The sequence below is a fragment of the Collinsella sp. D33t1_170424_A12 genome (assembly GCF_015554865.1).
Taxonomy (GTDB): Bacteria; Actinomycetota; Coriobacteriia; order Coriobacteriales; family Coriobacteriaceae; genus Collinsella.
Genome location: NZ_JADNJJ010000010.1, coordinates 1 through 15,717, shown reverse-complemented (window position 1 = coordinate 15,717; position 15,717 = coordinate 1). Strand labels below are relative to the sequence as shown.

11 protein-coding genes and 1 riboswitch are annotated in these 15,717 nt (G+C 66.4%); of the genes, 2 read left to right on the top strand and 9 right to left on the bottom strand.

Annotated features, from left to right (window positions below):
- From bilR to hisS, 9 genes are all read right to left on the bottom strand, one after another.
- Positions 1-1,090: bilirubin reductase (gene bilR / locus I2E26_RS00510; protein WP_229056289.1), on the bottom strand; the 1,090-nt coding region annotated here is incomplete at its 3' end.
- Between the two features lie 66 nt (positions 1,091-1,156).
- Entirely contained in the window at positions 1,157-1,915 is a 759-nt protein-coding gene (locus tag I2E26_RS00505) for a S9 family peptidase (RefSeq protein ID WP_195419190.1), read from the bottom strand.
- Positions 1,916-2,205: 290 nt separating this feature from the next.
- Positions 2,206-2,961 carry an ABC transporter ATP-binding protein gene (locus tag I2E26_RS00500; protein WP_195419189.1) on the bottom strand — a complete coding sequence of 252 codons (756 nt, stop codon included), beginning with the start codon at positions 2,959-2,961 and terminating at the stop codon, positions 2,206-2,208.
- A gap of 83 nt (positions 2,962-3,044) precedes the next feature.
- Positions 3,045-4,106, bottom strand: coding sequence for an ABC transporter substrate-binding protein (locus I2E26_RS00495; protein WP_195419188.1), 1,062 nt, complete (start codon positions 4,104-4,106; stop codon positions 3,045-3,047).
- A gap of 8 nt (positions 4,107-4,114) precedes the next feature.
- Positions 4,115-4,933, bottom strand: coding sequence for an ABC transporter permease (locus tag I2E26_RS00490; protein WP_370551407.1), 819 nt, complete (start codon positions 4,931-4,933; stop codon positions 4,115-4,117).
- Between the two features lies 1 nt (position 4,934).
- A complete protein-coding gene (locus tag I2E26_RS00485) occupies positions 4,935-5,243 on the bottom strand; it encodes a thiamine-binding protein (protein ID WP_195419187.1) in 309 nt (102 codons plus the stop codon).
- A gap of 75 nt (positions 5,244-5,318) precedes the next feature.
- A riboswitch (TPP riboswitch) is annotated at positions 5,319-5,457 on the bottom strand.
- An 825-nt stretch (positions 5,458-6,282) separates the two neighbouring features.
- On the bottom strand, positions 6,283-8,037 hold the full coding sequence (aspS, locus tag I2E26_RS00480) for an aspartate--tRNA ligase (RefSeq protein ID WP_147587649.1): 1,755 nt from the start codon (positions 8,035-8,037) through the stop codon (positions 6,283-6,285).
- A 485-nt stretch (positions 8,038-8,522) separates the two neighbouring features.
- Positions 8,523-11,348: a phosphoenolpyruvate carboxylase gene (locus I2E26_RS00475; protein ID WP_370551406.1), complete on the bottom strand. Its 2,826-nt coding sequence runs from the start codon at positions 11,346-11,348 to the stop codon at positions 8,523-8,525.
- 126 nt (positions 11,349-11,474) lie between these two features.
- A complete protein-coding gene (gene hisS / locus I2E26_RS00470) occupies positions 11,475-12,785 on the bottom strand; it encodes a histidine--tRNA ligase (protein WP_195419186.1) in 1,311 nt (436 codons plus the stop codon).
- A 177-nt stretch (positions 12,786-12,962) separates the two neighbouring features.
- Between hisS and I2E26_RS00465 the strand changes: the two genes are divergently transcribed.
- Together I2E26_RS00465 and I2E26_RS00460 are read left to right on the top strand one after the other, a co-directional pair.
- Positions 12,963-14,018, top strand: coding sequence for a low specificity L-threonine aldolase (locus I2E26_RS00465; protein WP_195419185.1), 1,056 nt, complete (start codon positions 12,963-12,965; stop codon positions 14,016-14,018).
- Between the two features lie 372 nt (positions 14,019-14,390).
- On the top strand, positions 14,391-15,717 hold a 1,327-nt coding region (locus I2E26_RS00460), incomplete at its 3' end, for a LamG domain-containing protein (protein ID WP_304515619.1).

The window sequence follows — 15,717 nt, the reverse complement described above, 5'->3', positions numbered from 1 at the left end:
CGCAGGAGAGGCCCTCGCGGCGCTGGATGGCGTCGGTGCAGCCCTTGTTGCAGGACAGGCAGCGGATGATCTGGTCGGCGCGGCCCTCCTCGACCTTGCGGACCCAGTCCTCGTCAGCGAGGAACCCGCGGCCGATGCCAACCATGTCGGCCTTGCCGGACACCACGATGCGCTCGGCCATCTTGGGGTCGATGATGCGGCCGACGGCGGAGACGGGGATGCTCACGGCGTCCTTGATCTGGCCGGTGATGTCGACAAAGAAGCCGTAGGGCTGCACGCCCATGGGCGGGATGGTGTCGGCCATGTTGCCGGTGTGGTTGGCCTGAGCGACGTGCAGCATGTCGACGCCGGCCTCCTCGAGCCACCGGGCGAACTGCGGGGCATCCGCCAGGTCGATGCCGCCCTTGCCGCGCTCGGGCGTCACGATGGGGAACTTGTAGTCGATGACCATATCGGGCACGGCCTCGCGCAGGGCGCGGACGAGCATGAGCGCGAAGCGCGTGCGGTTCTCGAGCGAGCCGCCGAACTTGTCGGTGCGGTGGTTCATGCGGGTGGAGCACAGGCAGCCGGTCAGGCGGTCGCCGTGGACCTGGATGACGTCGACGCCGGCCTTCTCCGCGCGGCGGGCGCAGTCGCACATCTTGTCGATGATCTTGAGCAGGCCCTCCTCGCTCACCTCGTCGGTGAAGTGCATCATGTCGTGGTGCAGGCGCTCGCGCACCTCGGCCATCTTGCCCTGCTGGAAGAGCTCGTTGATGGCGTCGCAGTCGTACTCGGGATGGAAGATCTGCACGCCGAGCTTGCAGCCGTACTCGTGCACGGCGTCGGCGAGCTTCCTGAAGGAATCGATCTGCTCATCGCAGTAGAGCTTGGGCGTGGGCGAGAACGAGGCGATGGGCGCGACGTCGCCCAGCACGATATAGGACGCTCCGCCCTGCGCGATACGGGTATAGAAGCCGCGGCTGCGCTCGCCGATGCTGCCGTCGCGCTCCTCGTAGCCGGTGGTCAGCGGCGGGAACATGATGCGGTTTTTGAACTCGACGCCGCCGACGGTGATCGGCTCCAGGATCCTCATATCCGGTTTGCTCATGTGCGTGATTCTCCTTTCGTAGCGGCGCGCCGCCCTCCCGCGGCCCGCCTGCCTGTGAAACCCGATTTAGTTGCAGCCCATAATGAATCGCGCGACGGCGTCAAACACCGTGGCGCGCGCATCCAAACTGGTGAAATCGTGTCCTCCGCCCGCTACCTGCACGTATCGGGCGTCTTTGTAAACAGTCTGGTAACGCTCGCAGTCCTCGCTCGAGACGAGCTCGTCGTCATCGGCGCGCACGATAAGCACGGGTCCGTCGTAGCCCTCGGCCTCGATGTAGGGGTCAGGATGCGCGCCCATGCTGTGGTTGAAGGCCATCTTGAAGACGAGGCCCTCCATGTCGGCGTAGTCGCGCCCGGTATGCTGCTCGAGCAGGCAGGCGTTGCGCTCGGCGTCGCGCCACATGGCGGCCCCCGGGCTCAGCAGGACGAGGCCGCGCGGACGGATATCGGGGGCGGCGCTGGCCGCGACGTAGCCACCCAGGCTATGGCCCGCCAGGAACATGCGATCGGAATCCGCCCATGGCTGCGCGGACGCCCAGGCGAAGATGTCCGCGGCGTCGTCAAGCAACCCGTCGAACAACATGTCGGAAAACTCGCCGTCCGACTCGCCGCACCCATAGAAATCAAAACGGACGCACGCAACGCCCTCGCGTGCGAGCGCACGGGCCAAATTCGTGCCAAAATACCTGCGCCCCGAAGCGGAGCCGCCAAACCCATGCAGCATGACGACGCACGGATGGACCCCCTCGCCCGCCGGCACCGTGACGATGCCGCGCAGGGTGTGACCGCCCCTGTTCTTAATAGCTACCTGCAGTGTTTCCATAGCGCGCATCCCCTTCGAACTACGGCTATACAACGATAGCGGCACGCTCGTCGTTCGCTACACCTATGGCGGACGGCAAGGCAACGTTGCTGCTATTCACTATTGTAGGCATTCGGCGCACATTTGTTACGTCAGCGCTTTGTAAACCACATTTCACCGCGCGGCCCGACCCCGCACCTCAGATTAGGGACAGGCACTTTTCTGAGGTCGAAGCCGACGGCGAGTCGCGTCTCCATCGACGCCCCAAACCTCAGAAAAGTGCCTGTCCCTAATCTGAGACGGCGGCGCTCCTATCGACCCAAAAGGTCGAGGACGCGGCGCTTGTGCTCGAGAAAGGCGGGCGTGAGCGCAAACTCGTCCCGCTCGGCGCGCGGACACGCCACGCGCTCGCTACCCGCGATGCGCGCCGGCTCGCCCTGTTGCGGAGCACCGCGCATCACGTAGATCACGTCCGCGAGCTTCACGGCCTCGTCGATGTCGTGCGTCACCAGCAATGCCGTGGTTCCGCACGTCTCGACCACGTCGAGGAACCATGCGTGCATATCGGCCTTAGTGAAGGCATCAAGCGCCGAGAACGGTTCGTCGAGCAACATGAACTCGCTCGAAAACAGGTAGCTGCGCAGCAGCGCGGCGCGCTGGCGCATGCCGCCCGAGAGCTCCGCCGGCCAGCGGTCCGCCGTTCCCTCCAAGCCGAAGAGACCGAGCAGTCCGCGCGCCCGCTCGCGCGCCGCAGCCGTCGGCTCGCCCTTGAGCACGAGCGGCAACGACACGTTGTCGATAATCGTCTTATGGGGAAGAAGCAGATCCTTCTGCAGCATGTAGGCCAGTTGCCCGGGTTGGCCGGCGATGTCGCGCCCATCGAGCAGCACGCGACCCGCACGCGGCGCGGACAGGCCCGCCACCACATGGAAGAGCGTCGTCTTGCCGCAGCCCGACGGGCCGAGCAGGCAGGCCACCTGGCCGGACTCGACGACCAGATCGATGCCGTCCAGCACATCTACGGCGCCGAAGCCCTGCGATACGCCCTCTATCACCAGTTTTGCCAACGGTTCCTCCCCCGTCGCGCTCCAATACACGTATCCCGGCGCGGAGCCGCAGCTCATGCGGCTCCGCGCGGCGCCTGCCGGCGCTAGGCGCCGATGAACTCGGTGGTCATGCCGGCACCGGGCTCGATCGGCGCGGCGAAGCCCTGCTCGGTGACCCAGCCGAAGAAGTCGTCCCAGCGCTGCTGGTCCAGCTGCCCCCACATGGAGGCATCGGCCTGGTACTGCTCGGCGAGGTAGGTCTGCGACGCATGGACGAGCTCGGGCTCGAGCTCGGGAGCGGCCTTCAGCAGGATCTCGGCGGCGGCATCGGGGTCCTTGATGCAGTCCTCGTATCCCGCGCGCGTCGCGTCGATGAACGCCTTGACGGTCTCGGGGTCGCTCTCGATCAGGTCGTTGCCGGCGATGATGACCGGCGTGTAGAAGTCGAGGACCGGATCGATGTCGGCGAAGGCGAAGTAGTTGGTGTCGAGGCCCGCTAGGCGGCACTTCTCGCCGGCCCATGCCCAGTAGATCCAGATGCTATCGACCTGGTCGGTGGTGAGCGCGGTGACCTCGTCGGTGACCGTGGAGGGGATCATCTTCACGCGGCTGAAGTCGCCGCCGTCCGCCTCGACGCAGCGCTGGATGACGCCCTGCTCGATGGGCAGCTCCCAGGTGGCGTAGGTGTGGTCCATCATGCCGGCGGGGCTTGCGATGCCCTTGTCCTTCATGCTGATGATGCCCGAGGTGTTGTGCTGGATGATTGCGGCGACCGCGGTGACGGGCATCGGCGCGTCACCGGACACATAGGACGCCATGGTGTCCTGGAAGGTCACGCCGAACTGGGCGTCGCCCGCGGCGACGAGCGCGTCGGCACCGTTCTCGGGCGCCTGCAGGATCTCGACGTCGAGGCCCGCGTCCTTGTAGTAGCCCTTCGCCTGCGCGACGTAGAGGCCGGTGTGGTTGGTGTTGGGCGTCCAATCGAGGGCGAAGGTGATCTTCTTGAGGCCGCTTCCCTGCTGCGCGGAGCCGGACTGATCGGCCGACTTGCCAGCGCAACCCGCCAGGGCCGCGGCGCCCACCAAACCGGCGCCGGCGATGCCGGCATGCATGAAGGCGCGACGGCTCAAGGGACGTGCCGTGATAGTCTTGGGATTGCTCTGCATGATTGCTCCTATTCTCCCTGATGACGCTCGATGCGCTCCCAGGGCATAGCGATGCGGCGCACCGCCTCGACAACCCACATGAGCACGAGGCTCAGGGCCGAGATGAGGAAGATGACCGCGAACATCTTGTCAAACGAATACGCTTTGCGTACGCGCGTCATGTACACGCCGAGGCCGGAGAACCCGCCCAGCCATTCGGCGATGACCGCGCCCACGATGGCGTACGCGGCCGAAATCTTGAGGCCACTGAAAAACTGCGGCAAGGCCGCCGGAATCTTCACGTGGCGCATGATCTGCCACCGCGACGCCCCCATCGAGCGCATAAGATCGATCTCGTCCGGGTCAACCGATTTGAATCCGCCGAGCAGGCCCACCGTAATAGGGAAAAACGTTGCCACCACGATGAGCACGACTTTGGGCAGCATGCCGTAGCCGAACCACAGCACCAACAGCGGCGCGATGGCTACCGTGGGAATCGTCTGCGTAAGCACCACGAGCGGGTAGAAAGCGCGATAGAGCACCTCGAAGCGGTCCATGGCCACGGCGGCAAGCGCGCCGAGCGCGATTCCCGCCGCTAGACCGATACCCGCTTCCGCAAGCGTAGTCAGAGCATGCCCCGCCAGCAGCGGCCAATCACCCGCGAGCGCGCGCACCACCGCGACGGGACTTGGCAGCAAGTACGGCGGCATGATGCCCGCCGAGCATACGACCTGCCACAGCACAAGAAGCGCGATGATGGCAATCGGAGCCGCGAGGGCGAGCAGCCGGCGGCGAGGCCGTCCACCGTGGCGCAGAGCCGAATCGGTTGCCGGGGACGAGCCGCGCATGCTAGTGCTCGTCCTGGTGATACTTGGAGATCTTCTCCTCGGTGGTGAGCACGCCCGCCTCGGGCGCGAAGAAGATCTTGACGTACGTCGCGACCTCGGGGGCGCCGGCCTGCGTGCAGATGCGGCTCACGCCGGCGACGACCTCCATGCAGGCGTCGTAATCGCCCTGGATGGTAGTCTCGAACGGCCCCACGTACGCATCGGGGAACTTGGCTTGGATATAGGCGATGGCCTCGTCGACGATACGGATGACCTCCTTGGTGCCGTCCACGCCCTGAGGCAGTACCTGGATCGCTACGCTCGCTTCCATGAGCTTCCTTTCCGAGGCCGCACAAAACGGGCCCCTTCTCTCGTAGGGGCCCGCTCGACACGATGAACTCGATTGCAAGCACGGCTGCTCAGTCCCTACGCCGGCATTACCCGGATCAGGTTTCGGGTCGAAACGGTACGGGCGGCGACGTGGTCGCCAAACGGCCCGCGGGTTTCCTCTCAGCCGGCCTCCGCCAGCTCCCCGTTGGTACGCAACCGAGTATAGCACTGACACCCATCAGGCCGACCCGGGTGCCGGGGGCCTTGATTCGCCCGCGGTCTCCAGGCTAGCCAAGCATTACAGCAATATGCATCTTTTATGCATATATCTCATACTATTTACTATAGTTTGCAATGCTATTTTCGAGCGCATTGTTGAATCTTGCCATTATGGTCAAATACCTAATCCGTGTGGCACCGCCAGACGAGCCGGAAGAGCTGAAGACGCTCATTCGGGGACGGAATGCCCGCGCGGACCCCTCTTCCGACGCCCCCTCCCCCGTCGTTCAAGGATGTGCCCCCTAGATTTACAACAATTGTCTGTTATCCAAGGAAGCATGCGGCAGCGAACGAGTGCAGATCGCGCAAGCACAGCATGTATCACGGGATGTATGCCACAGAGATTTGCAATTTGACCACTACACGGGATTTAACGCGTGCAACCGCATCGCATCGCAAGCGCCACGTGCGCGAAGGAGCGATTCGCCCTAGCGCAGCCATCCCTTATGGATCGCCATTCCGACACCGATGGCGAGCATCATAAGGATACAAAGAAGGACCAGGTAGTTCATCATAGCCTGCAACATGGGCGCCTCCTTACAGGTGCTGGGGCGTCCGCGCTCGGAGCAAGGAAGAGCAACGGCGCCCCGCTAACCACCTCTATTGTGAGAAGCCCACGTCAAACCTGCGTAAAGGACGCATCAAAACTAAAGCGGGTCCGCCGAAGGCGGACCCGCTTACGCGTTTTGCTGAAGCAGCGCGTGCCTCGTGCGCAGCGTCCGGAAATGAAAGAACGAGGTCACCAGGTGCCCCGTAAACCCCTAGTCGATGCGAAGGCCAACTTCCTTGAGCTGTCGCCCGGAGACGGCGCTGGGGGCATCGGACATGAGGTCGGAACCGGAGCTGGTCTTGGGGAACGCCATGACCTCGCGAATGGAGTCGGCACCGGCCAGCAGCATGCACACGCGGTCGAGACCGAGCGCGAAACCACCCATGGGCGGCGCACCGAACTCGAGGGCGTCCATGAGGAAACCGAATTGCTCGCGCGCGCCCTCGATGGTGAAGCCGAGCATCTCGAGCATGGCGAGCTGCATCTCGGAATTATGGATGCGCATGCCGCCGCCACCGGCCTCGTAGCCGTCCATGACGAAGTCGTAGGTGCAGGAGCCCGCGGCCAGCGGATCGGCCTTGATAGCCTCGAGGTCGTCGGTGCTGGGCAGGGTGAAGGGCTGGTGCTCGGCCTCGTAGGCGCCGCGCTCCTCGTCCCAATGGAACAGCGGGAAGTTGACGACCCACAGGAAGTCGTGACCCTCGCGCGGCAGCTCCAGCGCATCGGCCATATGGTTGCGCATGCCACCCAGGATCTCGTCGGCGCCCTTGCGGTCGGCCACGGCGAACATCACGAGGTCGCCGGGCTGGGCGTCCATCTCGGTGCGCAGCGCAGCCATCTCGTCGTCGGTGAAGAACTTGACGATGGGGCTGTTCACGGAACCGTCCTCGCGGAAAGCGATCCAGGCCAGGCCCTTGGCGCCGAAGTCGGCGGCAACGCCCGCCAGCTTATCGATCTGCGCGCGCGGCCAGGTGCCGGCGCCCTTCGCGTTGATGGCTTTGACGTACTGACCCTCGGTGGCGGCGGCGCTGGCGAACAGCTTGAACTTGGACTCGGTGAAGATGCCGGTCACGTCGTGCAGCTCCATGCCGAAGCGCGTATCGGGCTTGTCGGAGCCGTAGGTATCCATGGCGTCCCAGTAGTCGATGCGGCGCAGCGGCGTGGGCATGTCGACGCCCATCTTGGCGAAAGCGTCGGACAGCACGTCCTCGAGCGTGCTCATGACGTCGTCCTGGTCGACGAAGCTCATCTCGATGTCGACCTGGGTGAACTCGGGCTGGCGGTCGGCGCGCAGGTCCTCGTCGCGGAAGCACTTGGCAACCTGGTAGTAGCGCTCGACGCCGCCCACCATAAGGAGCTGCTTGAGCAGCTGCGGGGACTGGGGCAGCGCGTAGAAATGACCGGGCTGGATGCGGCTGGGAACCAGGAAGTCGCGCGCGCCCTCGGGCGTGGACTTGAACAGGGCCGGAGTCTCGACCTCCATGAACAGACGGTCATGCAGCGCCTGGCGGATGGCGAACGTGAAATCGGAGCGCATCTGCAGGTTGGCCATCATCTTGGGACGACGGATGTCGAGGTAGCGATAGCGCAGGCGAATGTCCTCGCCCGCCTCGACGTGGTCCTCGATCTGGAACGGCGGGGTCTTGGAGGTGTTGAGCACCTCGATATGGGAGATGAGCACCTCGATCTCGCCGGTGGCGAGCTTGGCGTTGGCCTGCCCTTCGGGGCGCTCGCGCACCACGCCGGTGACCTTGATGGGCCACTCGGAGCGAATCGTCTCGGCGGTATGGAACGCGGTGCCGCCGGAGTGCTCGGGGTCGAAGGAAACCTGCGTCACGCCCTCGCGGTCGCGCAGGTCGACGAAGATCAGCCCGCCGTGGTCGCGGCGGCGCCACACCCAACCGGTGAGCGTGACCTCCTGGCCGATGTGCTCGCGGCGGAGCTCGTTGCAGGTATGCGTGTGCATGGAGCGGATTTCAGTCACGAAAACCTCCTCATCCGTGCCGCCCCGTGTCGGTCCGGGCGGCTTGTCGTACAGATGGCCCCGCCTGCGTAGACCGCGCAGCGGAACAGGACCCGGAGCCGATAGGAGCTCGGACGGGCCACGCGCGAACAACAGCACGTCCGAAATCGAAGGCGGTGCTCGCGCGATAGTTCAATAGGATAGCGGAAGGCGGGCGCATGCGTGAGGAGAAGAACGCGTTATGCAGGCGCGTAACAGGGATGTGACATTTGCTCGCGACGCTGGAATGACCTTGTCCAGGGTGAAAAACGAGCCTCGCGCACGATGACGGGGCTGGTTCGGGTGCGAACATCCAATATAGATGAGATCGTGGCTCCTGATTGGATCCGACCCGGGCGCGAAGCGCGCAACGAAACAACGCCGAGGGCGTCGCGCACATGCATCGCGGACCCTCGGCGTCGCGTACGAACTCAATGTCGCACTTGGAATTACCCCGTATTCTGGAGGCCGGCGGAAACTCCGGTCACGGTCGCCAAGATGAGGCTCATGAATTCGGCCTTGGCCTCCTCGGACAGCTCGTCCTGGTTCATGCGGACCTCGCGCAGCGCGCGAACCTGAGCCAGGGACAGCGCGTCCACGAACGGGTTGCGTACGCGGACGGCGCGGCCGAGTACGCGGCGCTTCTCGAGCGGCCAGGCGTTGCCGGTGATGGCCAGCGTCCACGTGCGCGTAAGCTGCATCTCCTCGAACACCTTGGCTGCCAGGTCCTCGCGGTCGCCCAGGGCAAGGTACATCTTGGCGATGCGGCCGTCGGTCTTGGCGATGGACATCTCGATGTTGTCGATGAACGTGCTGAACAGCGGCCACTCGGCGTAGGCGCGGCGAAGGAGGTCGAGGTCGCCCAGCGCCTCGCACGCCGAACCCAGGCCGTACCAGGCCGCCAGGTTGATGCGGGCCTGGCTCCAGCTGAAGACCCAGGGGATGGTGCGCAGGTCGTCGAGCGACTTGGCGCCCAAGCCGCGCTTTGCCGGGCGGCTGCCGATGGGCAGCAGGCCGACCTCGGTCAGCGGGGTCACGGTGGAGAACCACGGCGTGAACTCGGGCGTGTTCAACAGGTCGAGATAGGTCTGGTGCGACACCTCGTTGAGGCGCGCCGCCATATCGGCGAACTCCTCGGTGGTCTGGGTGTTCACGCGCTCGATTGACGGAGCCGAGTTAAGCAGCGTGGCCGCCGCGACGCTCTCCACGTGGCGCTGGGCCAGCGCCGGGTTGCCGTACCGGGCGAAGATGACCTCGCCCTGCTCGGTCAGCTTGAAGCAGCAATTGACCGAGCCCTTGGGCTGCGCGAGCACCGCGCGGTTGGCCGGGCCGCCGCCGCGGCCCACGGCGCCGCCGCGGCCGTGCATGAGCACCAGGTCGATGTTGTTGCGCTCGGCCCACGCGGCGATGCGCGCCTGCGCGGAATGCAGTGCGAGCGTGGCGGTGGTGGGACCGGCGTCCTTGGAGGAATCCGAGTAGCCGAGCATGACCTCGAGCTTGCGATTGGTCTGCGCCAGGCGCTTCTGCACCGCGGGGATCTGCAGCATGCCGTCGAGCACGTCGACGCAGCCCTCGAGGTCCTCGAGCTGCTCGAACAGCGGGATCACATCGATGGCGGGGACGTCCTCGGCATGCGCGAACGCCAGCTGCGCCAGCTCGTACACGTCGGCGACGTTCTGGGCGCTCTTGGTAAACGAGATGATGTAGCGGCGCGCGGCCTTGAGGCCGTAGCGCTTCTGGATGCTGCCCATCGCGCGGAAGGTGTCGAGCACCTCGCGCGTCATGGGTGCCAGCTCGCCGCGCTCGCCATGGACGCCGTGCTCGCGGATATCGGCCAGGGCGCGCTCGTGCACGACGGAATGCTGGCGGAACTCGGTCTCGACCATATGGAAGCCGAAGGTCTCGGTCTGCCAGATGATGGTCTGGACCGGTCCGTAGGCCGCGCGCACCGCGCCCGCCTCGGCGAGCGAGCGCTGCACCACGCGCAGGTCGGCCAGGAACTCATCGGCCGAGTCGTACATGGTGTCGGCGTTGCGCGCCACCGTGGCGTCCAAGCGCGCGGCCATGACCAGCATCACCGCGCGATGGGGCTCGGATTTAGAGATCATGCTGGCGCGATCGGTGAGGATCTCGCTCATCTCGACCTGGTGGTTCCACAGGTTGAGCAGCTCGTCGGTAGGCTTGGTGTACTTGGCCTCGAGCGTGAGGTTGCGGCCCACGCGGCGGCACTTGTTCGCGAGGGCGCTGATCATGTGCGACGCGAACTTGGCCGCCACCTGTCGGCTCACCTTGGCGGTCACGTTGGGGTTGCCGTCGCGATCGGTGCCGATCCAGCTGCCGGGATGGAAGAACGCCGGGCACACCGGCGGCACCGTGCCCGCGCGGTCGCCCAGGACCCAGTCGTCGAAGCGACGGTACACCATGGGGATGGTGTCGAACAGCGTGTTGTCGAAGATGTCGATGATGGTATCGGCTTCCTCGACGGGCGTGGGCTTCTTCGGCGCGATGGGCGTCGTGCGCACCAGGGCGTCGATCTCCTGCAGCAGATGGCGCTCGTTTTCCATGAGGTCGGAGCCGCCCAGGCGCGAGCGCTCGGCGAGCAGCCGCGCGATACGGCGGATCTTGCCCTCCACGGCCTTGCGGCGCGCCTCGGTGGGGTGCGCGGTGAACACCGGGTGAAACTCGAGGCGGTTGAGCAGCTCGTTGGCGCGGCCCACGCCCACCTCGTCGATGAGCTGGCGATAAGCCACGGTGAGCTCGTTGGCCGGATCGACGGGGGAATCGATGGACACCTCGCTCTCGCGGCGGCGCAGCTTCTCGACGCGGTAGTTTTCCTCGGAAAGGTTGGCCAGGTGGAAGAACGTGGTGAACGCGCGGACGATCACCTGCGCGCGGTCGAGCGGCAGCGAGTCGATGAGCTCCACGGCATCGCGGAACGCGTCGGCCGTGGCGCTCTGCGTGGTGGGGACGCCCTCCTCGTTCGTGGGGTCCGCCGCGGCCTCCGCGCCCGGGTCCCCCTCGTTGGCGGCGATGACGCTCGCGAGCAGCCGGTCGAAGATATTGCAGATCTCCTCGTCGTACTCGCGCAGCACGCGGCGCTCCAGGCGCACGAACAGCGCCAGATGGTCGCGCAGCTGCGCGGGGATGTTGAACTCGGAGAGCGCCTGCATCGCGGCGCGGGCCTCATCCCGGTCGATGCGGCTGACCGACTCGACCGCCGCGCCGCCCGACACGGTGGCGACGTCTTCGGTTTGATGCTTGGTTTCCTCTGTCACGGCAGGTCCTTTCGGATAAAAGCGTGAACACGTGTTTCTTTCAGTATACGGCGATGCGGCGCCCTCCAAGCGCCCGATATCCGAGCGCCCTCCACGGAATCGACCGGGCGCGGCCGCGCGCAAGGCCTAGCGGGCGCGCAGCTCGTCGACGACGGCGGCGCGGGGGACGAGGCGCTCCTCGCCCGTGGCCATGTCGCGCACGCGCACGTTGCCCTGTGCGAGCTCGTCGCCGCCCACGACCACCATGGTGGCCGCGTTGAGCTTGTTGGCCAGCTTGAACTGGGCCTTGAGCTTCTTACCCAGATAGTCGGCCTCGGTGCGGATGCCTGCCTCGCGCAGCTCGCGCGCGAGGGCGAACACCTCGCCGCGCAGCTCGTCGCCGGCGTTGGCCACGAAGACGCACGAGGGGTCCGGCGACGCCATCTCGCCGCCGAAGGCCTCGAGCGCCAGCATGGCGCGCTCGAAGCCCACCGCGAAGCCCACGGCCGGCGTGGGCTTGCCGCCCTCGAGCTCGACCAGGCCGTCGTAGCGGCCGCCGCCGCCGATGGAGCCCACGCCCGCACCGGGGGCCTCGACCTCGAAGACCGTGCGCGTATAGTAATCCAGGCCGCGCACGAGCGTGGGGTCCTCCACGTAGGCGATGCCGGCGGCATCCAGGTAGCGCTTAACCTGCTCGTAGTGCTCGCGGCACTCGTCGCACAGGCTCTCGCGCATCAGCGGCGCGTCCTGCATGATGGCGTGGCAGTGCTCGTTCTTGCAGTCGAAGGCGCGCAACGGGTTGAGCTCGGCGCGCTCCAGGCACTCGGGGCACATCTCGTCGGCGTGGTCGAGGATGAAGGCCCGCACCGAATCGCGATAGGCGGGGCGGCACGCCGGGTCGCCCATCGAGTTGATAAGCAGGCGCAGCTGCGACAGGTCGAAGCCCAGGCGCTTATAGAACTCCATGAGCATGATGATGCACTCGGCGTCGGCGGCGGGGTCGGACGCGTCGAGCCACTCGATGCCCACCTGGTGGAACTGGCGCAGGCGCCCCTTCTGCGGGCGCTCGCCGCGGAACATCGCCTCGGCGTACCAGCCCTTGAACGGGGCGGATCCCTGGGCCACCAAGCCGTTCTCCACGGCGGCGCGCACCACGCCGGCCGTGCCCTCGGGACGCAGGGCCAGGCGCTGCTTGGCCTTGAGCTTGGCGTCGGTGCCCTCCTCGAGCACGCGAGCGAAGTTGGCGCCGGAGAACACGCGGAACATCTCCTTGCGCACCACGTCGGTGGACTGGCCGATACCATGGACGAAGACATCGACCTGCTCGATGGCCGGGGTCTCGATCGCATCGAAACCGTACGGGCCAAATACCTCGGAGGCCACCTCCTGCATCCGCTGCCACGCGCGCATCTCGCGACCGATCAGGTCCTTGGTGCCCTCAGCCCTCTGTGCCTGCATGCATACTTCCTTCCATCATGATTCGCCCGGGGGCGCATTCGTAACTCTCCTATTATATGGGTGGGCCGCAAACCACGCAGCCGCCCGCTGCATCATACCCGCGAATACCACACGAGCGGGCACGCAATATCCATCCGGCGCGCGTCGAGGGCGCGCCGGCCATCCAAGGGAGACGCCATGCACCAGTTCCGCAACGACTACTCAGAGGGCGCCGCGCCCGAGATGCTCGACGCCCTGCTGCGCACCAACGCCGAGCAGACCCCCGGCTACGGCACCGATCGCCACTGCGCGCAGGCCGCCGACACGATTCGCGCCGCGTGCGGGCAGCCCGAGGCGCTCGTGCGCTTCATCCCCGGCGGCACCGCGGCGAACGCCATCGCCATCAGCGCGCTCACCGAGGAATTCGAAGGGCCCGTCCTCGCCGCTGACGCGCATCCCACCGCGCACGAGACGGGTGCCATCGAGGCATGTGGCCGCCGCATCCTGGCGACCGCCGACGCGAACGGCGTGCTCACGCCCGAGGAGTGCGAGCGCGTCTACGTTCAGACGACGGCTGGCGGCTGCCACGCCACGCGCCCGGCGATGATCTACTTCTCCAACACCTCGGAACTGGGGCACGTGTACACGCGCGCCGAGTTCGACCGCCTGTGCGACTGGGCGGAGAGCCGCGGCCTCGCCGTCTACGTGGACGGCGCGCGCATGGCCAGCGCGTTGGCGGCGTCCGACGGTGACCTCGAGCTCCGGTACATCGCCGCGCGCGCCGACGCCTTCACGCTCGGCGGGACCAAGGCGGGCATGCTGTTCGGCGAGGCGCTCGTCGTGAACCCGCGCACCGAGCGCACGCGCCGCGCATGCGACCGCATCCCCTACCTCATCAAGCGAGCGGGGCACATGACCGCCAAGGGCCGCCTTATGGGCGTCCAGTTCCAGGCGGCGTTCACCCCCGGAGCCGACGGTTCCCTTCCCTACCTGCGCCATGCGGCCCATGCCAACGCCTGCGCCGTGGCGCTTGCCCGCGGACTGGAGGACGCCGGCCTCGAGCCCTACATCCGCACCATGGGCAACCAGCAGTTCTTCTGGTGCACCCGCCCGCAGGCGGAACAGCTCGAAGCCACCCTGGGCGCCGAGGTCACCTATGTGAACGGGCGCCCCGTCGCACGCTTCGTGACGAGCTGGGCCACGCCGATGGAAGCGGTCGACGAGGCCGTCGCGTTCGCGCGCACGCTGCTATAGCGCTTAGAGGCGCCCAGGGGGGTGCCAGCTAAAAGCACCGCCCGCAGACGCTCGGCGGCGCCCCCCCCGATGGACATCGAGGCGCCCCTCGCCGCCGCGGCACCACGCCGGCCGGCACCCACCAACCCCTCGCACCACCTCGCCCGCGCCCGCGCCCTCCCCCGGCGCGCCCGCGGGCGCTTTTCCCCACTTCTCTACCGCTTACATTGGTATTTCATCCGTACACGGGTTGCCCGGTCGGAGCCCTCCTTTCCACTCGTCGCCGCATGGTAGGTTGTATTGCTATGTGTACGATCGGCGCACGCTGACCATATCGCGCGCGCCGCACCTGCCAACGTCGCTTCGCCTGTGCGAGCGAGAAAGGACGGCTTCATGAAACTACGAAGTCAGGAAGCGAATATACCGACGCGCGGCCTGCGTCGCGCGGCCTGCGTCGGCGCGGGCCTGGCACTCGCGCTGGCGCTCGGCGCGAGCGCCAGACCCGCCCTCGCCGCCACCGCCGCCCCCGAGGGCGCCACCGGCATCTGGACCTTCGAGGGAGACCAGCCGCTGAAGGGCGCCGGCAGCAAGAACTTCAGCATCGAAAAGGTGGCCGACCCGAACGGCACCGTGAAGGTCGAGGACAGCGGGCTGGCCTCCCTGGGCAAGAGCCTGTCGTTCACCGACAAGAACGCCGCGCACGACGTGCGCGTGCGCGGGGCGCTGGAGCAGCAGAAAGACTTCACCGTCTCGTTCTGGATCCGCGATGCCGATAGCAGCCAGCCCGCGGCGGGCAAGCGCACCGTCCTGCTGCATTCCGCCGGCCAGCCCACCTCCGTCCTCACCGAATGGAAGGACGGCACCTTCTCCTCCTCCATCGACAAGGCCGACAGCAATATCACGCTGGGTAAAAACCCCTCGCGCGCCGCATGGCAGCACGTCACCGTGGTCAAGCAGGTCACGAATAACGGCGCCGCCAAGAGCATCAAGCTCTACCTCAACGGCAAGGAGCTGGGCTCCGGCAGCTGGTCGCAGTCCCTGCCCGCCGGCGCCGTGGGCCTCGTGCTGGGCTCCTGGGGCTCCGATGCCGCGCAGCCGAATAACACCGAGCGCTTCGAGGGCAAGCTCGACGAGCTGCGCCTGTACAACAAGGCGCTCTCCGCCGACGAGGCCAAGCAGCTCTACGATTCCTACGGCGCGGTCAAGTCCGAGCTCGAGGTGGCAAGCACCAAGGCCGAGCTCCAGCGCCTGGTGGCCAGCGCGAAAGAGCTCCTTAGGAACGGCGACGACTCCGCCGAGTACGCCGCGCTGGACGCTGCCGTGAAGAAGGCCGAGACGGCCCTGGAGAACGCCGACGCCGGCGCCATCAAGCAGGCGAAAGAGGAGCTGGCCCAGGCCATCGGCGCCGTCTACGCCCTCGGCGTGCAGGTGAGCGTCGACACGAGCCACGTCACGCGCACGGTTGATGACGCCGTCTTCGGCATCAACCACCGCTACGCCTTCAACGGCTACGGCACCTTCGACTCCCAGGCCATGAAGGTCAAAGACGAGTTCGCGAAGCTCTACGACGAGGCGGGCTTCGGTTCCATCCGCTATCCGGGCGGCACCATCTCCAACCTCTTCAACTGGAAGGAGACGCTCGGCAAGAAGGAGGAGCGCACCAACCAGATCCACGGCTTCTATAACAACAGCGGCCAGGGCGGCATCGCGCCCAACTTCG